At 60.8% G+C, this 18,938-nt stretch carries 16 protein-coding genes and 2 pseudogenes; 8 read left to right on the forward strand and 10 right to left on the reverse strand.

The genetic code is table 11. The features are described from left to right. The first annotated feature begins 117 nt into the window (after nt 1-117). Nucleotides 118-1,434, forward strand: a complete 1,317-nt coding sequence (locus CUJ89_RS28500; RefSeq protein ID WP_114180637.1) for an MFS transporter — start codon at nt 118-120, stop codon at nt 1,432-1,434. Nucleotides 1,435-1,446: 12 nt separating this feature from the next. Further along, a complete protein-coding gene (locus CUJ89_RS28505) occupies nt 1,447-2,688 on the forward strand; it encodes a metal-dependent hydrolase family protein (RefSeq protein WP_114180638.1) in 1,242 nt (413 codons plus the stop codon). A 36-nt stretch (nt 2,689-2,724) separates the two neighbouring features. Here the strand turns inward: CUJ89_RS28505 and CUJ89_RS38680 are convergent, their stop codons facing one another. The 3 genes from CUJ89_RS38680 to CUJ89_RS28520 all read right to left on the reverse strand — a co-directional run bounded on the left by CUJ89_RS38680 (nt 2,725) and on the right by CUJ89_RS28520 (nt 4,461). After that, a complete protein-coding gene (locus tag CUJ89_RS38680; RefSeq protein WP_236654982.1) occupies nt 2,725-2,907 on the reverse strand; it encodes a PAAR domain-containing protein in 183 nt (60 codons plus the stop codon). A gap of 109 nt (nt 2,908-3,016) precedes the next feature. Beyond that, a complete protein-coding gene (locus tag CUJ89_RS28515) occupies nt 3,017-3,919 on the reverse strand; it encodes a LysR family transcriptional regulator (RefSeq protein ID WP_201752340.1) in 903 nt (300 codons plus the stop codon). 245 nt (nt 3,920-4,164) lie between these two features. Next, a complete protein-coding gene (locus tag CUJ89_RS28520) occupies nt 4,165-4,461 on the reverse strand; it encodes a hypothetical protein (RefSeq protein ID WP_114180640.1) in 297 nt (98 codons plus the stop codon). An 803-nt stretch (nt 4,462-5,264) separates the two neighbouring features. Between CUJ89_RS28520 and CUJ89_RS38090 the strand changes: the two genes are divergently transcribed. Further along, nucleotides 5,265-5,411 carry a hypothetical protein gene (locus CUJ89_RS38090; RefSeq protein WP_161556566.1) on the forward strand — a complete coding sequence of 49 codons (147 nt, stop codon included), beginning with the start codon at nt 5,265-5,267 and terminating at the stop codon, nt 5,409-5,411. A gap of 67 nt (nt 5,412-5,478) precedes the next feature. Here CUJ89_RS38090 and CUJ89_RS37865 read toward each other — a convergent pair whose 3' ends face one another. Further along, nucleotides 5,479-6,087 (reverse strand): hypothetical protein, encoded by a 609-nt coding sequence (locus tag CUJ89_RS37865; RefSeq protein ID WP_152036672.1) that lies wholly within the window; start codon nt 6,085-6,087, stop codon nt 5,479-5,481. Nucleotides 6,088-6,649: 562 nt separating this feature from the next. On the opposite strand from CUJ89_RS37865, the gene CUJ89_RS28530 reads away from it, so the two are divergent. From CUJ89_RS28530 to CUJ89_RS28555, 5 genes and pseudogenes are all read left to right on the forward strand, one after another. Next, nucleotides 6,650-7,573: a recombination-associated protein RdgC gene (locus CUJ89_RS28530; protein WP_114180642.1), complete on the forward strand. Its 924-nt coding sequence runs from the start codon at nt 6,650-6,652 to the stop codon at nt 7,571-7,573. Nucleotides 7,574-8,591: 1,018 nt separating this feature from the next. Beyond that, nucleotides 8,592-9,713, forward strand: a pseudogene (locus tag CUJ89_RS28535) (IS256 family transposase); the annotation flags it as partial. A 93-nt stretch (nt 9,714-9,806) separates the two neighbouring features. After that, nucleotides 9,807-10,835, forward strand: coding sequence for an IS21 family transposase (gene istA / locus CUJ89_RS28545; RefSeq protein ID WP_114175274.1), 1,029 nt, complete (start codon nt 9,807-9,809; stop codon nt 10,833-10,835). After that, nucleotides 10,832-11,605: an IS21-like element ISBcen13 family helper ATPase IstB gene (istB, locus tag CUJ89_RS28550; RefSeq protein ID WP_114175276.1), complete on the forward strand. Its 774-nt coding sequence runs from the start codon at nt 10,832-10,834 to the stop codon at nt 11,603-11,605. Before istA ends, istB begins: the two co-directional genes overlap by 4 nt. Before the next feature lie 66 nt (nt 11,606-11,671). Further along, a pseudogene (locus tag CUJ89_RS28555) lies at nt 11,672-11,803 on the forward strand (IS256 family transposase); the annotation flags it as partial. Nucleotides 11,804-12,290: 487 nt separating this feature from the next. Here CUJ89_RS28555 and CUJ89_RS28560 read toward each other — a convergent pair. The 6 genes from CUJ89_RS28560 to CUJ89_RS28585 all read right to left on the reverse strand — a co-directional run bounded on the left by CUJ89_RS28560 (nt 12,291) and on the right by CUJ89_RS28585 (nt 18,787). Further along, nucleotides 12,291-12,932 carry a hypothetical protein gene (locus tag CUJ89_RS28560; protein WP_236654983.1) on the reverse strand — a complete coding sequence of 214 codons (642 nt, stop codon included), beginning with the start codon at nt 12,930-12,932 and terminating at the stop codon, nt 12,291-12,293. Nucleotides 12,933-13,035: 103 nt separating this feature from the next. Beyond that, the gene (locus tag CUJ89_RS28565; RefSeq protein ID WP_114180643.1) at nt 13,036-14,898 is read right to left on the reverse strand and encodes a methyl-accepting chemotaxis protein; all 1,863 of its coding nucleotides are present in this window, start codon (nt 14,896-14,898) and stop codon (nt 13,036-13,038) included. 146 nt (nt 14,899-15,044) lie between these two features. Further along, nucleotides 15,045-16,001 carry a hypothetical protein gene (locus CUJ89_RS28570; RefSeq protein WP_114180644.1) on the reverse strand — a complete coding sequence of 319 codons (957 nt, stop codon included), beginning with the start codon at nt 15,999-16,001 and terminating at the stop codon, nt 15,045-15,047. Between the two features lie 48 nt (nt 16,002-16,049). Continuing rightward, nucleotides 16,050-16,721: a flagellar motor protein MotB gene (locus tag CUJ89_RS28575; protein WP_114180645.1), complete on the reverse strand. Its 672-nt coding sequence runs from the start codon at nt 16,719-16,721 to the stop codon at nt 16,050-16,052. A gap of 36 nt (nt 16,722-16,757) precedes the next feature. Beyond that, complete coding sequence (locus CUJ89_RS28580; RefSeq protein ID WP_114180646.1) at nt 16,758-17,522, reverse strand: flagellar motor protein; 765 nt, start codon at nt 17,520-17,522, stop codon at nt 16,758-16,760. A 14-nt stretch (nt 17,523-17,536) separates the two neighbouring features. Continuing rightward, the gene (locus CUJ89_RS28585; protein WP_114180647.1) at nt 17,537-18,787 is read right to left on the reverse strand and encodes a Crp/Fnr family transcriptional regulator; all 1,251 of its coding nucleotides are present in this window, start codon (nt 18,785-18,787) and stop codon (nt 17,537-17,539) included. Nucleotides 18,788-18,938 lie beyond the last annotated feature (151 nt).

Genomic DNA, 18,938 nt, shown 5'->3' on the forward strand with positions numbered 1-18,938 from the left:
TGCATGCGCGCAGCGCATGCACGCATGCGAATCTTTCGTTTCAGAAAAAAATCCCGCTGTCCTTAGCATGGGATTCACGCGGGGCAGCCGTCCCGTCTTCTGACAAAGGAAGAGACCATGCAAGGAACGCTTTCCCCGCGCGCCGCGCCTTCCGTCGATGCGGCGGTGCAGCAGCGCCGCCGCGCCATCGTCGCGACCGTGATCGGCAACGGCCTCGAATGGTTCGACTTCACCGTCTACAGCTTCTTCGCGGTGATCATCGCGAAGCTGTTTTTCCCGACCGGTAACGAACTGACGTCCGTGCTGCTGACCGTTGCGACGTTCGGTGTCGGCTTCTTCATGCGGCCCGTCGGCGGCATCGTGCTCGGCGTCTATGCCGACAAGGTCGGACGCAAGGCGGCGCTGTCGCTCACCATCCTGATGATGGCGGCCGGCACCGCGCTCATCGGGCTCGCGCCGACCTATGAACAGGCCGGCATCGCCGCGCCGCTACTGATCGTCGTCGCGCGACTGCTGCAAGGCTTCTCCGCCGGCGGCGAGATGGGCGGCGCCACCGCGTTCCTCACCGAATACGCGCCGCCGGAAAAACGCGCGTATTACTCGAGCTGGATCCAGTCGAGCATCGGCTTCGCGGTACTGCTCGGCGCGGCGACCGGCACGTTCGTCACGACGTCGCTCGATACGCAGGCGCTGCATAGCTGGGGCTGGCGGCTGCCGTTCCTGCTCGGGATCATCGTCGGTCCGGTCGGCTATTTCATCCGCAGCCATATCGACGAGACGCCCGCGTTCAGTGCCGTCGAAGCCCAGGCGAAAGAAAGCTCGCCGCTGAAGGAAGTGCTGTCCACCTACCCGCGCGAGACGTTCGCGAGCTTTTCGATGGTCATTCTGTGGACGGTGTGCACCTATGTGCTGCTGTTCTACATGCCGACCTATTCCGTGCGCACGCTGCATCTGCCGCAGTCGACCGGCTTCGCGGCCGGCATGGTCGGCGGGTTCATGATCATGTGCTGCTCGCCGATCGTCGGCAGGCTGGCCGACGTGTGGGGACGACGCGTGTTCCTGTCCGGCTCGGCGCTCGCCATCCTCGTACTCGCGTGGCCGATGTTCGCGTGGATCAACCACGCGCCCGGGTTCACGTCGCTGATCGTATTCCAGGCCGTGTTCGGCGTGCTGATCGCCACCTATACCGGGCCGATCCTCGCGGCGTTCGCCGAACTGTTCCCGACCAAGGTGCTGTCGACGGGGCTTTCCGTCGCGTACAACTTCGCGGTCACGATCTTCGGTGGCTTCGCGCCGTTCCTGATCACATGGCTCATCGCTCGTACGGGCAGCAACATGGCGCCCGCCTTCTACGTGATCCTCGCAGCGGCGGTCAGCTTCGTCGGAACCCGCTTCGTGAAGGATGCGAAGCGTGGTCCCTCCATGACTCGATAAGGAAATTTCCCCATGACCATTACCGTGCTTCAAGGCGGCAACGTGCTCGATCTCGAACGGGGTATGTTGCTCGAGCATCATCATGTCGTGATCGAAGGCGAGCGGATTGTCGAAGTCACCGATCGGCCGGTGGATTTTCCGAATGCGCAGGTGATCGATGTGCGCGGCAAGACCGTGATGCCGGGGTTCATCGATTGCCATGTTCATGTGCTGGCTTCGAATGCGAATCTTGGCGCGAATGCAACGCAGCCGAATATTCTCGCGGCGATTCGGTCGTTGCCGATTCTCGATGCGATGTTGGCGCGTGGGTTTACCAGTGTTCGGGATGCCGGGGGCGCGGATTGGAGTTTGATGCAGGCGGTCGAGACGGGGCTCATTTCGGGGCCGAGGATTTTTCCGTCGGGGAAGGCGTTGTCGCAAACCGGCGGGCATGGGGATTTTCGGCCTCGCGGGGATTTGCTGGAGCCTTGTTCATGCTGTTTTCGAACGGGGGCGATTGCTCGGGTGGTCGATGGGGTCGAAGGTGTGCGGCTCGCGGTGCGTGAGGAGATTCAGAAAGGCGCGACGCAGATCAAGATCATGGCTTCTGGTGGGGTTGCGTCGCCGACCGATCCGATTGCCAATACGCAGTATTCGGAAGACGAGATTCGGGCCATCGTTGACGAGGCCGAGGCTGCGAATACCTATGTGATGGCGCATGCGTATACGGGGCGGGCGATTGCGCGCGCCGTGCGGTGCGGGGTGCGGACGATCGAGCACGGGAATCTTGTCGATGAAGCGACGGCGAAGCTCATGCATGAGCGCGGGGCGTTTGTGGTGCCTACGCTTGTTACTTATGACGCGCTTGCCAAACACGGGGCCGAGTTCGGGATGCCAGCTGACTCCGTAGCGAAGGTGGCGTCCGTGCAGCAGAAAGGACGCGAGTCGCTGGAGATCTATGCAAAGGCCGGCGTGAAGATGGGGTTCGGGTCGGATCTGCTCGGGGAAATGCACGCATTTCAATGCGGGGAGTTTCGGATTCGGGCTGAGGTGCTGGGGAATCTGGAAGCGCTCAGATCGGCGACGACGGTGGCGGCCGAGATCGTCAATATGCAGGGGCTGCTTGGGGTGGTTGCGGTGGGCGCGATTGCGGATTTGGTCGTTTTGGAGGGGAATCCGCTGGAGGATATCGGGGCTGTGGCCGATGAAGGCGCGCGCGTCGCCTATGTGCTGCAGCGCGGGCGGATCGTGAAGGCGCGGGATGGTGCGCGTTGATGTTCCTCTTTTGTCAATCAGTCACGCGCGCCGTAGCTATATAAGGCCGGAAATAAGGCGACAACCGCATGTAGCTCGGTGGCCATGTCGTGCGATAGAAATGCCATCGTCCGTCATCGACGAATCGCCTTCCTCGATCACATTAGGCGAAACGTCGGGATGCTGCGGACACGAGACATGGTCGCCGTTGTGCGCGACAAAGCGGCCATCGAAACGCATGCTCGTTGAGCCCGTTTCGACCTTGCCGCCGTGGTCGGTGGTGCGGCCGTGAACAACGCGCGAGGCGTCGTGGCGGAAGTCTTCGCCGCCTCGCCCGACACGGACGGATTCAAGACTCCGACTCCGGAACCGCAAAATGCTCCAGCGCAAACGCAATGAACGCGCGAAGCTTGGCAGGCGCGCCGGCATCGCGCGCATAGAGCAAGTAGAAATCGCGCCCGCGCGATTCGTATCCGGTCAGCAGCAGGCGCAAGCGGCCTGCGTCGACGTCCGCCTTGACCAGGCCGAACGGTTGCAGGATCACGCCGCCGCCGGCCAGCGCGGCCTCGCGTAGCGCGGGTCCGCTGTCGACGCGCAACCGGTACGCGACGGGCACTTCGATCGCACCGTCGGGCCCATCGAACCGCCACCGATAACGCGGCCCCCATCGCGTATGGCCGAGGCAATCGTGATTCAGCAGATCCTGCGGCGTGGTCGGTGTGCCGTGGCGGGACAGGTAGTCCGGCGACGCGCACACGACCATTCGGTAGTACGACGGCAACGGCCGCGCGACGAGCGACGAATCGGCCAGCGGCCCGATGCGAAACGCGAGATCGATACCGTCGCCGACCGGATCGACCGCTGCATCGGTCAGCACGAGCTCGATATCGACACGCGGATATTGCGTGAGAAAAACGGCGACGGCCGGCGCGAGCTGCGTGACGCCGAACGAAATCGGCGCTGCGATGCGCAGGTGGCCGGCCGGATCGCCGCCGAGCGCGGAGGTGGCGTCGTCGGCCGTTTCGACCCGGTCGAGGATGTCGCGACAGCGCTCCAGATACAGCGCCCCCGCCTCGGTCAGATGATGACGCCGCGTCGTGCGGTGAAGCAGCTTCACGCCGAGACGCGCTTCGAGCGCGTTCAGATGCTTGCCGACCATGCTCGGCGACAGACCGAGCCGCTCGGCCGCGATGGTCAGACTGCCGGTGCTGACGATCTCGACGAACACCGACATGCTTTCGAAGCGGTCCATGGGGGTTTGGGGAAATGGGGGCAGGATGAATGGCTGGCCGGCGCTATGCGGGCGCATAGCGCTCAATCTTCGCACGAGTATGGCGCTCGGCAGCGCTCGTCCGTCATGACAGTTGGTAAAGGTGACGGTCGACACGCAGCGCAACATCCGCGCAACGGCCAGGGCGATAGCGTTCGGACGGCCCGTCACGTTCGTGCAAGGCCGGCAATCCAGCAGCAAGGGCCGCATCAAGCGGCCCTTGTTGGTTATGCCAACGGGTCTACCCGGTCAGGGTCGTGGTAGGGCTGCTCCCGGAAATCAAGCTGGCCGTAGTCAGGCGTGATGTTGATTTGCCGGGTGTCGTAGTTGATTTGGAGGAAAACCCGGTCGCCCGGTTCAAATCCGAACAGCTTGAAGTGCTTGTCGACGACCTCCATCCAGGGCAGGTACGGCCAGCCTCGTTTGGGCTTGTCAGGCGTGCTGCGGAGGACCAGCTGGAACCTCTCGTTCCTATCGAGTGGTTTGCGCTTCTTGGGACGTGACTTACTATTGGCGTCAGCCATTTCCGACTCCTAGTGTGAGTTGGTTGTGGTCAGCGGGTCGTATGGGTTGCCGCCCATGCGGCCCGCGCTTCTTGCTGCCGTGAATTCCCCTTCGCTCTCTCCCCCTTCGCTGCGTCTTGTCGAGCAAGACGATTTTTTCGACCATCAGCGCAAAGGGTGCTCAGTTCAACATCCGATGATCGAGAAGCAAGGCTTCGTGACCAGTCTAACCGGGCTGGCATCTCAGAAATGGAGAGTTGAGGGGGATTGGCCGAAGGGTATAGGGACTCGGGCGTGCAGCCGTCACCCCAATGATGCAGCAGCATCTGCGTCTTAGCTGATAAGGCCTGGCGCACAACGCTACGCCAAGTTCTACGCTCGCCCTTCGAGGATCGGCCGCTACCGCATCACAATGAACATCAATTACAACGCCATGCTGGAGGAGGAGACGTTACTGCTCGCATAAGTGGGCAATCCGGCGCCGGGATGCGGCAATGAAGATTGCGGGTAATGGGCGCCCCTGCGCGGCTGCCATACGCATATTCTCCTGCAGGCGCCATTTCGCATCGTCACACGTCTGCGAGGGCTGAACTATCTGGTATGTCTGTCCGGTCTCCGGGTTCTGTGCCATCGCGCCACGCCTGGTTTGGACGACAGGGTATGCCTGACCCGTCTGGGGGTCGATTGCGTACTGCTTCGCGTATGCCAGGCTTGCAACGAATGCAAGCGCCACCACAAATCCGATCGACTTCATTGCTGGTCTCCGTAATTCTTAGCATTTTTGAGCTGCCATTGCGATGGCCCAATTAACTACGCACCTATCGATGGCCGAAATCAGCGAAATCCCCGTTGCTGCAATGATTTTCATCGACCGCCGCCAGTTTTTTTCTCAATTGCAGGGCGGCACGCCGACACGTAATTCCGTGCAAACGGCGGTAGCACATTGTGACGTCCTTCTTGAATGTATCTGATGACTGCAGGCTCGCCGCCGTGCGCCATCAGGGCGAGGAAAGGCGCCTCATGTTTTAATTAAATGCATCATCGATTGGTGTGTGTGCATATTGTTCCACCGAAGCCTTGCACGCAATGCATTCCACCGTCGTTTGAATCATCCGTTGCTGAACCTGTTTGAACCGCCCTCTTCAGTCCGGGACCGCGGTTAACGCGGTAAGAAATTTCGCCAAATACCCGCTTCTCGAAATTTCCATTCGAAAATGCTTCTTCTGTTTGGTATCTGTATGGGAAAATATTGGATCCATTTCCCGTGCGCACTTGCATTGTGAAGCTCGCGTTTACTTTGACGGTCGTCTTTCCTCCTTCCTGCGACGTCGCGAAAATATTAAACCTTGCGGCACGGGCAGTTACCCGGTCGGGAACCCCCATTACCGAACCGCGATACCCCTCGTTAGCGTCATTTGGGGAATAAGAAACGCCACTTATGGCTATTAGACCACTTACCTTTTCGAGTGTGGTGATCGGTAAATTTTGTTCTGCGATGCTATCGATTATTGCTGGCCATACCACGTCGAAAGGGGCGTCGAATGTTCGACTCTTTTCCACACGAATAGCAGTGGGAGCCCCGCCCTGTGTGACACAGCCACATAACCCGACGAGAGCGAGCGCTGCCAGCGCGGTCTTGGTATTCATAGTTCACCCCGATTGCGTCATATATTGATTTCCCGCTCCTGCGCGTGGCGGAAACCTCTCCGGAGGGCGGGATCGTTTACTTCGAACACGCACCGAATAATTCGGCTTAGGGATAGGAGGCACAGATTGTGCCAATCCTGAAGATCTGGGGAGTTGCGCAACGCATCCACGGTGATTCTTGTGGTCTGCGTTTTTTTCCGTATAAATTGTTTCAGGCACGCAACATCACCGCACGGAAAGTTCCGGGCGCATTGCAGAGCAAGTGATTGATTTGATTTATTTCTTGTGATCTATGAAGCCTTGCTCAACCCAAGACAATGCCGTTCGACGAGGTTGCATTTCTGTAACATCCCGCTCGGCCGTTACCCGGAGGGCGTTCCAAAACGAGTCCCCAATGGAGTTTTGATGGCTGGCCTTCGGTAGCGGCATCTTCGCCAACAGACTGGCGGTTTTACTGGGCCGAGCCGATGTCCGACTGCCCAGGTGACAGCATAGACGAATGTCGCCTCCTGGCCGGGAAGCGTCACCGTCATATAGAATGGTGCGCTTTGCCCGTACTCCTATGTGGTTCAAAAACCTTCAGCTTCATCGTCTTCCGGCACCTTGGGCCGTTACCCCCGATCAGATGGAAAAATGGCTGGCGCCCTACGCGTTTCAGCCGGGCAACAGCGTCGAGATGCAGAGCCTCGGATGGGCGTCGCCGCGTGACGACGGCGCGCTTGTGTATTCGATCAACCGGCAGATGCTGCTGATGTTTCGTGCCGAAAAGAAGCTGCTCCCGGCGTCGGTCGTCAATCAGGTGACCAAGGCCCGGGCGCTTGAAGTCGAGGAGCAGCAGGGCTTCAAGGTGGGGCGAAAACAGCTGCGCGAACTCAAGGAGCAGGTTACCGACGAACTGCTGCCGCGCGCGTTCACCATTCGCCGCGATACCCGCGTGTGGATCGATACGGCGAACGGCTGGCTCGTCATCGATGCGGCGGCACAGGCTCTTGCCGACGACGTTCGCGGCCTGCTCGTCAAATCGATCGATCAGTTGCCGCTCGCCGGCGTTCATGTGGCGCTTTCGCCGGTCGCCGCGATGACGGATTGGCTGCTGTCCGGCGAGGCGCCGGGCGGATTCACCGTGGACCAGGACGCCGAGTTGCGCTCGAGCGGCGAAGGCGGCGCCACGGTGCGATACGTCGGCCACGCGCTGAAAGCGAACGACATGCGCCGGCACATCGAGGCCGGCAAACAATGCATGCGTCTCGCGATGACCTGGGATGACCGGGTCTCCTTCGTGCTGACTCCGTCGCTGACGATCAAGCGTGTCACGCCGCTCGACGTGATCAAGGAGGCGACGGATCCCACCGCGCAGAACGACGATGAACGCTTCGACTCGGATGTCACACTGATGACGGGTGAATTGGGGCGGATGTTGACCAATCTTGTCGATATCCTGGGTGGCGATCAGCACGACTCGATTCATCAGGCGGCAGCAGCCTGAACTCCGTCGGCTGTCGAGAATCATCGCCCCGCGACGACGAGGCTTCGCGCTGACGCGACATTTCGAGGAGGACCGTCGCCGCCCTAGCGGCGGGTCGCGACTGGGCGCTCGCGACCCAACGCGGTCACTGCTCTAGTCGACGGTACCGACAGGTAGCGATCTGAAAGCGGACCGTTGAATTTCAGCTAGGAGTATCCAATCGCACGGTTTGTTAGGTAGAGCTCTGAATTGCCAGTCCTCTCAATTGAGGCTAGAAATTCATGAAAAAAGCCATCTGAGCAAACGTTGCCCCTAGGAAGGGAGTGTCCACATAAAATGCCGACAGCTAGAGCACTGGTGCGAGCATGGATAATCTGGGGTGTCATTGCTGCTTTCCCTCTGACCTATTACGCACTTTGGAGAATCGCGACAGCGGCACCTGAAGTGGCCGTCGTCCTACGACCAGGCGAGACTGCACAGCTTGAAATCCCAAGCCTTTGGGGACATTCGCTTGAATTCGAGGCATGGTTTAGCCACGAGCCAGGGGGGCACAGGGAAGCCGACCTGGGTAGCTATCGAATGCGCAACGGGACGCCCGGGAAATTCGTATTCCCTAATCCGGGCGAACCGCTAAATATCGCGGTCTCCGTGAACGGAGGCCCGACCATGATGCTTGAGGCTATGCCGGGAGGTGCGTGGACAGATATCGAAATTGCACGAAAGCTAACGCCGGATCACGCAATAGCGGCGGGCGAATGGAAATGGCCTCCGCTAGGATCGCCGAAAATGAGGGCAGTTCCCGGAAGAAATAACATCTCGTTCACAGTTGCTGAAGTCGGCACCCCATTGGTGGGTGAGAGGGTCAGATTGCAAGCTCGCCCTCCACTTACCTTTAAAGACGCGGCACCCTACTATGGCTGGCTTTGGTACGCATGGCTACTATGTCCCATCGGAGCTGTATGCCTTGCATTAGCGGCGTTGCCCTTGGGCCTGTCAGGAATTTTGTGTTTAAGGCATAACATGCTCTCAAGGAGAGTTTATGCCTCGCAAACCGAAAGCCCAGCCGGCGGCGCTGCCGGCGATTCCGGCCGAGCTGCTTGAGCAGTTCGGCAACGGCCCGATGACGGCTGAAGCCATCAATGCCGCGACGCTGGCGCTCAAGAAGGCGCTGATCGAGCGTGCGCTGGGCGGCGAGATGAACCATCATCTCGGCTACCCTCTCGGTGCTGCCAAGCCGGCCAACGCCACGAATCAGCGCAACGGCAAAGGCGCCAAGACGGTTCTGACCGAAGACGGTCCGATCCGCATCGAGGTGCCGCGTGACCGCGACGGCAGCTTCGAACCCGTCCTGATTCCCAAGCACGAAAGGCGCTTCACCGGCTTCGACGACAAGATCGTCGCCATGTATGCCCGAGGCATGACCGTACGCGAGATCCAGGGCTTCCTGCTGGAACAGTACGGTACGGAGGTCTCGCCCGACTTCATCAGCTCGGTCACCGACGAAGTCATGGCCGAAGTGACTGCCTGGCAGGCCCGACCGCTTGAACCGATGTATCCGGTCGTGTTTTTCGACGCACTGCGGGTCAAGATTCGCGAAGACGCCGTCGTGCGCAACAAGGCGGTGTACCTGGCGCTGGGCGTGCTGCCCGACGGCACCCGGGAGATCCTGGGCCTGTGGATCGAGAATACCGAGGGTGCCAAGTTCTGGATGAAGGTGTTCAACGATCTGAAGACGCGCGGCGTTCACGACATCCTGATCGCCGTCACCGACGGTCTTAAGGGCATGCCCGAAGCTCTGGCGGTGGTGTTTCCGGCGACTACGCTGCAAACCTGTATCGTCCATCTGATCCGCAACAGCCTCGATTACGCCAGTTGGAAAGATCGCCGAGGACTGGCCGCCGCGATCAAGCCGATCTACGCCGCTCCCAGCGCGGAAGCAGCTCAGGCCGAACTCGATGCGTTTGCGGATGGGCCGTGGGGTCAGAAATTCCCGACCGTCAGTAGCGCGTGGCGCAACGCCTGGGATCGCGTGATCCCGTTCTTTGCGTTTCCGCCGGGTGTGCGCAAGATCATCTACACGACGAACGCGATTGAAAATATCAACTCGCAGCTGCGCAAGATCATCAAGACCCGGGGTCACTTCCCGACCGACGAGGCAGCCATGTTGGGCGCAAAGTAATAATGAGCCACTTCGCGCGAAGTAAATCTGAGCCACCTTTCAGTACAGTCAGCCTTTTGCGCGCAAAGGCTGGCGATGCTCCAGAAGGAACAGTGGATGCAAATCCATGTGCTCAAAGCCCAGGGCGTATCGGAGCGCGAGATCGCGCGGCGCCTGGGTATTTCTCGCAACACGGTGGCGCGGTACCTGTCGGCCGAGGAAGTGCCTCGCTACAAGCCGCGTGAACCGCGACCAACCAAGCTCGGAACGTTCGAGGCGTACATCCTCGAGCGCATGAGCGCGGCAGCACCCGAGGTCATCGCCGCGCCGGCGCTATTGCGCGAGTTGCGTGCGCGCGGCTACGACGGCCAACTGCGAAGCCTGCAGGCCTTCATGAACGCGCATAAGTCCGTGCCGAAGCCGGATCCGGTCGTGAGATTCGAGACCGAGCCCGGCCGGCAGATGCAGTGCGATTTCGTTGTCTTCCGCCGAGGCACCGACCCGCTTTACGCCTTCACCGCCACGCTCGGCTTCAGTCGGTGGCGCTGGGCACGCTTCACCACCGATGAACGCGCCGAGACGCTGGTCGCCTGTCATCATGCGCTGTTCGAAGCCTTGGGTGGCGTTCCTTGCGAGATCCTTTACGACAACGCCAAGACCATCGTTGTCGAGCGCGATGCATATGGCGACGGTCAACACCGCTGGCACGCCGGCATGCTCGATCTGGCCAAGCGGTACGGCTTCCTGCCCAGACTGTGCCAACCGTACCGCGCGCAAACCAAAGGCAAGATCGAGCGATTCCACCGCTATCTGCGTGGCAATTTCTATGTGCCGCTGGCGAGCCAGCTCAAGCAATCCGGCTTAATGCTCGACGCCGTGACTGCGAACGTCGAGGTGAGTAAATGGTTGCGCGACGTGGCCAACCAGCGAGTGCATCCGGTTACAGGGCTGGCACCCGCGATTCTGTTGGAGCAACGAGAACGGGCTTGCTTGCGCGACATGCCAGGCTACGCGGTGCCCCGATTGCCGGCTCGTGCCGTCGCTCGGCCGCGCGTTGATCCCGCGATGTCGATCCAGCACCCGTTGTCCGTCTACCAGCAATTACTGACCGAGGTGCGCGCATGAACTTGCAGCAGGAACGCATCGACGGGCACTGCCAGAGTTTGAAGCTCGAGGGGCTCATGCACCGATACATCGCTCTGGCCAGCGACGCCGCGGCCAAGCAATGGAGTTTCCTCGACTTCCTCGAGAACGCGCTCGCGCACGAACGAGAGACGAGGCAAGTGCGTTCGCGGCAAACACTGGTGCGCATGGCGGGGTTTCCCGCTATCAAGACACTGGATGACTACGACTACAGCTTCGCCGTCGGGGCCCCACGCAAGACGATCGACGAGCTTGCCACCCTGCGCTTCATCGAGCGAGGCGAGAACGCCGTGTTGCTTGGTCCGTCAGGCGTGGGCAAGACGCACCTCGCGATCGCCATCGGATACGCCGCAACGCAGGCCGGCATCAAGACGAAGTTCATTACGGCGGCGGATCTAATGTTGCAGCTCGAGGCCGCACGCCGACAGGAGCGATACGACGCGGTACTTCGACACAACATTCTCGGCCCGAGGTTGCTCATCGTCGACGAGATTGGCTATCTGCCGCTCTCGGGCGATCAGGCCAGCCACTTCTTCCAAATCGTCGCCAAACGCTACGAGCGCGGTTCAATGATCCTGACCAGCAACCTTCCGTTTGCGCAGTGGGACGAAACCTTCGGCGGCAACACCACACTGACTGCAGCGATGCTCGACCGCATCCTGCACCACGCCCACATCATCCAGATCAAAGGAGACAGCTACAGACTGAAACAGCAGCGCCAGGCCGGTCACGTCTGGTCATCGAAGAAGTAACGACTGGCTCAGTTTTACTTTGCGCGATCAGGCGCGAAGTGGCTCAGATTTCAAATGCGTTTGACAGCCACCAAACTCATCTGGCTGGCCTTGCGCAACATCACCGCGAATTGGGGAAGTGCCGCTCATGACTGGAAGACGGCCATGAACCAATTCGCTATCCTTTACGCAGATCGATTCGCTCGGCCTTCCGTGTAATTACTCCACCCGCCTTGAACACGGAAATTCTGACACCCCCTTGCCCTTGGTATTTCGAACCGTGAAGGCAGTTCGTCGCCGGACCGAATAGATCTATTGCGAATCAAAGGGACATGTACGCAATCCAGATGGCGCGCGGATTACGCTGGCCAACCGCGTGCATTGGCCGCTTTGCAAGCGTAATCGGCCCTTTCGTGAGCGCGATCGACTGTCGTCTCATGGCCGAGTCCGGTCATCGAGACATCGCCTCCCCGTAATGCAGCGAGCCGCGCGACTAGAGAACCTATGGCCGCAATCAAGTACATTCCCAACGCGGGCTGATGACGTCGGCGAACCGTTCCCTATTGAACGACTTCGTCCACCATCGCTTGCACTTCCATCACTAGCCGTGAATAGCTCCTCTGCGCGGGCGGATGTTTCGCGAAACATTCCTGCCGCTGTTCCTCTGGCACGCAGCCGACACCACAGGCCGTAATCCCCGGAACCGTCACATCCCTCCAGAGCACATAAACCCGCGCCCCTGCCTGACCGACACCGCCAACGTGTTCGGCCCTTCCGGCACCCCATCCTGACTTTCGCCAAGCAGCAATGCTTTCACCACAGAATCGGCCGGCTTCCGCTTCACCGGCAACTCTGCAAACCGAAACGCTGCAGCAGCATCGCTGAACACATCCGTGTAAAACGCCTCGTTATCGAAGATAACGGCAATATCATCCGTCGACTTGAGCCCCGCATCCGCCGTCTTCGCCCAAGCCTTCAAAAGTGGAACCGTCGTTACAAAGAGATTCGCCTTTCCGTCATCCAACTTCAAGAACCGCCCGTCCGGCCCAGACGTCATCCCGTCGTCGGCGACGGCGTTCTGCACGGTGCTCCCCACCTTCCCGGAAAACCCTTTCGCCTTGACCGTTCCAACGAGCTTTGCCAGCCTCGCATTCACCTCGGCCGTGTATTTCTTGTCCAAATCCGCCCGATCCTCCATCCGTGCCGCATTAACTGCCTCGGCAGCCTTCTTCCGATACGCGAGATAAGAATCAGTCGGCGACGTAGCAGCCTTCGCCCCGACAACAGCGACCAAGGCCAGAAGCACCACAACCCCCACCCCAACCTTCAATCTGGAAATGCTTTTCATTCTTATATGACATCCCCGAAACCAAGCCCGAATGCAAAACGGCTGCCGTGACCCCACGGCAGCCGCTCCTCAGAAACGCCAATTCTAAAACGCTACACAGACGTTACTCATCCACCTTGAAAGCCGAAACCAGCTTCGTCAATTCCGCCGCCTGCTGCTTCAAACTCGCCGCCGCCGCCGCGCTTTCTTCCACCAAAGCAGCATTCTGCTGCGTCATCTGATCGAGCGACTGCACCGCATCCCCGATCTGATCGATCCCGGCACTCTGCTCCAAACTAGCCTCAGCAATCTCGCTCATCATCGCGCTCACACCCCGCACCTGCGAAACAACGTCGCGCATCACCTCGCCCGCCTCGCTAACCAACCGCGACCCGGTATTCACCGTCCCCGCGCTATGTTCGATCAGCGCCTTGATCTCCTTCGCAGCCTGCGCGCTACGCTGCGCCAGATTCCGCACTTCCGAAGCAACCACAGCAAACCCACGCCCCTGCTCCCCCGCCCGCGCCGCCTCCACAGCCGCATTCAACGCCAGAATATTCGTCTGAAACGAAATACTGTCGATCATCACGATGATCTCGGAGATCCGCTGCGACGCGTCGCTGATCTGCTCCATCGTGCTCACGACTTCTCCCACCACCTGCCCGCCGCGCGCCGCCGTATCCGATGCGCCGGTGATCATCTTCGCGGCCGTCGTCGCCGTCTCGGTGTTGTTCCGCACCACGGCCGTGATCTCTTCCATCGACGAAGCCGTCCGCTCCAGGTTGCTCGACTGCCCTTCGGTGCGTTCGCTGAGATCCGCATTCCCCGACGCGATCTGCGCCGAGCCGGTTGCGATCGACGCGGAAGCCGCGCGAATCCGGTGAACGAGCGTCGACAACGACGACACGAACCGGTTGAACGCGTCCGACAACTGCCCGATCTCGTCCTCGCTCTCGACGGTCATCCGGCGCGTCAGGTCGCCCTGGCCGCTGGCGATCTCCGACAGCAGCGTCGCCGCACGCCGGATCGGCGCGGCAATCGCGCGCCCCACCAGCCAGATCACGATCAGCGCGACACCGAGACCCACCACGGCCGCGACCAGCGCCGCGCTGCGGATCGCGCGTGTCACCGGCCCGAGCAGTTCGGCCTGCGGCACCTCGACGACGACATACGCATTCAGCTCCGGAATGAACGACGTCGCGATGAAGCGCGCGCCGCCGTCGCCGTTGTAGCTCAGGGATGAATACGGCTTGCCGGCCAGCAGCGTCGACGACGCATCGCCCGGCAGGCCCTGCTGGTCCTTCAGGAAATGCTTGCCGTCGATCAGCGACGTATCGCGATGCATCATGATCGCGCCGTCGGGACGCACGAGATACGCGAACCCGGTCTCGCCGATCCGGTAAGCGGCGATGCCCTTCGCGAGCGCATCGACGGACAGGCTCATGCTGGCCGCGCCGATCGGCACGCCGTCGAGTTCCACTCGGCTGTTGATGAACATCATGTAGCCGCCGACGGTCACCTCGTGATCCATGTTCACGTCGAACGCCTTGCCGGACGACAGGAAACTGGTCAGCCACTGATCCTTGTCGGTCACCTTCCGCTGCAGGCCGGCTTCGTTGTAGTAGTTGCCGCTCTTCACCGACACCCACTGTACGGACGCGGCCTTCTGCTCGTCCTTCACGTTCTTCGCAAGCTGGATCCAGTTGCGCGTGCCGGCATCGGGTTCGCCGTCGGCTTCCCACTGCAGCAGGAACGCATCACGCGCCAGAATGCGCGACGCGGCAATCGGCCCGGCCAGTTGCCGCTGCACGTCGGCGCGGATGCCGTTCACGGCGGTCGGCAACTCTTCGCGGACGACGCGGTCGCGCACCGCGTTGCCGATCAGGCGAATGCTCAGTCCGCTCGAAATCGCGATGAACACGAGCAGACAACTCGTCATGCTGAGAATCAGCTTGTTCTGAATGGAAAGCTTGCGCCAGAAATGCATGGGGAACCCTCGATAACCGCTCGGTCTGAGCCAGATTGGGTTATCGGCATGCACGCGCAGAACCGCATCGCTGATTTCAGATAGCCATCATGCGAGATTCGTTATGGTGTCGACAGGCGGGCGTCCGATAGATACTCCAGCTAACGCTATTGCTCGGTGGAATTTTGTCCACTCTCGCGCCGTTGTGCTTCGGGTCTAACCACAGATGGAGCACCTTCCCCCTCTGCCTGAAGCGTGATCCTGTATTCGTACACGGCGACGGCAAGTTTAAAGCCGACTGCGACTGTAACAGTCAGAACCAGAAACGATGCTGCGGTCATCTGTAGCAGCGAGAACAGCGCATCATTCGGAAACGCGGCATCGACTTCGTCGAGCAGTCGCGCCAGTTCGTCGCGGCCGTTTCCCTGGATAGTCAACAGCACAGGGCGCAGACGGTCCAGCATCGCTGTCACCGCGGCGTGCCGCTGAATTACGTCGGTTTCTTTCTCGATGATCTTGACCATCTGGCTCACAGACGGCCGGGAAGTACACGCGTCCGTAGTCACACCAAGACGGCATGTCTGCTCGGTCAATTCCCGGATTCTCGCGAGATCCACATCGACCTGTGCGGCAGCCGGCCGCAGGAATCGCGTATCGAACGAATAGTAGGAAGTCACCAGCGAAAACGCGACTCCGAATACTGACATCGCCGCGAATATCTCTCCAATCATCTTGTACAGCGTGCGCTTCCTTTCAACCTGGCTCTTGAGCCGGCGCTTCACATCATCAGGTGCGTCCTTCGGCAGATCACCAAGTCTTGCGTGTACCGCCATCAGCGATCGATGCCGCATGGTTCCGATTAACACCACATATCCGATAGCCCACGGTAACGGTATCCAGCGCCACTGGCTCAACCACGGGTATGAAATATGACTAGCCATCCATGGACCAAGCCAGAAATGGCACAACAATGTAATCACCAATGTGATGACGATCGTCTGGATGACCAAGAATCTGGGCGACAAATCGGCTGTCAACGAGCGCATCAACGGTTGGGCAAGATCCCAAGCACTTCGCTTCTCGGTGCGATTTACAACGGCCACCACATTATTCTCGATCGACATCTACATATTCCATCAGGTTCAAATCTTGAGCGAGCGTAGGCAATCCGATCAATACGCGACAAAGATCGTCACGCGTCGATTCCGCGCCCGCGCCGCCGCATCGTCGCCCGCCACGAGCGGCTGCGTATCGGCCCGCCCGATCGCCGCAAGCCGGTGCGGCGCGACGCCGCGCTCGGTCAAGTAGCGCACGACGCTCCCCGCGCGCGCCGACGAAAGCTCCCAGTTCGATTCGTATTTCGCGTTCGCGATCGGCACGCTGTCGGTATGCCCTTCGACGAGAAGGTCGCCGGTCGCGTGATCGCTCAGTGCCTGCGCGATCTGGTTCAACACGGGCGACGAATCGGGCAGCAACCGCGCATCGCCGACATTGAACAGGATCTTCGCGTCGATCCCGATCTCGACGCCATGCGGCGCTTTCACGAGCGAAATCCGGCCGTTCGTCTTCAACGCATCGAGCAACGCGAGCCAGGCCGGCGCACGTTCGGGCACAGCGGCAGCACTGGCAGCACGCGCAGCGCCATCGGCGTGTCGCGCGAGCGTCTGGTAGCGCGCGTCGAGCGCATTGTATTTCGCGAGCTGCAGCACATACAGCGCGAGAAACAGCACCATCAGCGTCGTGATGAGATCCGCGTACGAAATCAGCCAACGCCCGGACTGCGCGCCTTCGATTTCGTCATCGTCGCGATCGGCAGCGGTTGCGCCGTCAGTTCGAGCTGTCATGTTGAAGACCCGGGTTCGGCATACGGCACGCGCACATCACGCGAGCGACTCCGCGGCGCGCCCGCGCACGTCGCCGGTCAGGCGCGTTTCGATCATATGCGGCGACTCCTTGCGCGAAATCGCCAGCAATCCGTCGAGATACAGCTTGCGGAACCGCAGTTCGCTGTCGATCTGCGCGCGCAGCTTGCCGTAAAGCGGCAGGAACACGAGGTTCGCAAACGCCAACCCGTAAAGCGTCGCGACGAACGCGACCGCGATGCCCGGCCCGAGCTGCGCCGGTTCGAGCATATGGCTGGTCACCTGCACGAGCCCGAGCACCGATCCGAGAATGCCGAACGTGGGCGCATAACCGCCGGCCTGCTGCCACACGCGCGCGGCGGCCAGGCGGCTGCGCTCGTACGCGTCGAGTTCGCGCTGCAATGCATCCTCGAGCACGGCGGTCGACACGCCGTTCGCCAGCAGTTCGAGCCCGCGGCGTGCGAACGGGTGGATGCCGCTCACATCCATCGATTCGAACGCGAGCAGCCCGTCGAGCTTCGCGCGGTCGCCCCATTCGAGCAGGTCGGACAGGTTCTTGCGATCAACCTCGCGTGCGCGCACGAACGCGAGCCGCAACTGCTTCACCGCGTCGAAGAAGCGTGCCCACGTGTTCTGGATCATCACCGCGCCGAGCGTGCCGCCGAGCACGATGACGAGCGCCTCGAACTGGAACAGCATCGGGAAATGCCCGCCTTCCAGCGCGAAGCCCAATACGATTGCCGCGCCACCGAGCACCACACCGGCCAAGGTCAACAGATCCATACGCCCCCCTCGTATCACGCGTTCGACGACGATGCCGACGCAACGGACGCAGCGGCCGTCGCAGGCGCCTTGGCCGCGCGAACGGCATCCAGCACGCGCCGCTCGATATCCTCGATCTCAGCCGGATCGAGCTTGAGTTCGCGGCGCATCACCCACGCCACCTCGTTGCGACGCGCCTCGGTCATCACGGAAAACAGCTTGTCGGCCACCGCGCGATCGTCGAGGTTCGCGATCAGCTTCGCGAGGTCGTACGTATCGAATGCGCTGATGACGTCGAACAGCGTGCGCTGGTCGACCCACACGAGATCCTCCAGCGCGCTCACGTCGCCGCCGCGACGCGCGTTGCGCCGCGAGAAATACGCGACACCCTTTTGCTCGACGTAACTGAGCACCTTCGATTTGCGGAACGCGAACACTTCGTCGGCAATCTCGCCGTTCGACAGCTTGTTGAGCAACAGCGTCTTGTCGACGCCGATCAGCGATTCGAGATCGGCCAGTTCAATAAGCTCGAGTTCGCTGTTGATCGACAGGTCGAGATCGTGATCGGCGACCTGCTGCGCGCGATCGATCACGCGCGCAGGGTCGAAGGTGACGACCTGGCGCGCATCCGACGAAGCCGCATAGTCACTCGCACTGCCGGCAAGGTCGGCCTGCGCGGCTTCGATCGTGACGAGATTGAGCTTCTCCATGCGCCGCAGCATCGCGAGCACATGCGGCCGCGAATGGCCGGCAATCGCGCGGCATTTGCGGATCACTTCAGCGAGCGGCACCGATGTCTCGGCCGCATGGGCCTGCATCGGCCGGCGTGCCCATGCGTCGCCCGATTCGCGCGCGTCGGCGCCCGCCATCAGCGCCAGCACATGCGCATACGACAACACGCCGGGCATGAAGTCCGCATGCGTATAGGTGGCGAGTTGATCGTCCTTGCGCTTCACACGCCGGATCATCGTCCGCACGATATGGCGCAGCAGCGCGGACACGCGCTCGATTTCATCGTCGAGCATGGCGGCCGGCACGACCGTGAGCTGACAGAATGAAAGCGCCTTCGCGGTATGGGCACGCGGCTCGGCAGCGAGCAGCGCCGATTCGCCGAAGAACTCGCCACGGCCGAGCGTCGCGACGATGACGCGCTTGTCGTCGCATCGCGTGGACAGCTCGACCTTGCCGTCGGTAATCAGAAAGATCACGGGCTCACCCGCGAAACCCTCGGCGTAAATGATTTCTCCGGGCGCCGCCGTACGCGTCCACGATTGCTGACGATTCAAGTCGATTCCCCTGCTGCGCTGAATTTCTTTGACTGCGCGCCGCATGTCGAAAGCATGCGTGTCGCGAGCCATCCCCGTGACTCGTTTACGTCATCGGGCTCAACATCCTTTAGGGAATTCACACTCGTTTCGATGCGAAATCAAGGTGAAA

The sequence above is a fragment of the Burkholderia pyrrocinia genome (genome assembly GCF_003330765.1).
Lineage (GTDB): Bacteria > Pseudomonadota > Gammaproteobacteria > Burkholderiales > Burkholderiaceae > Burkholderia > Burkholderia pyrrocinia_B.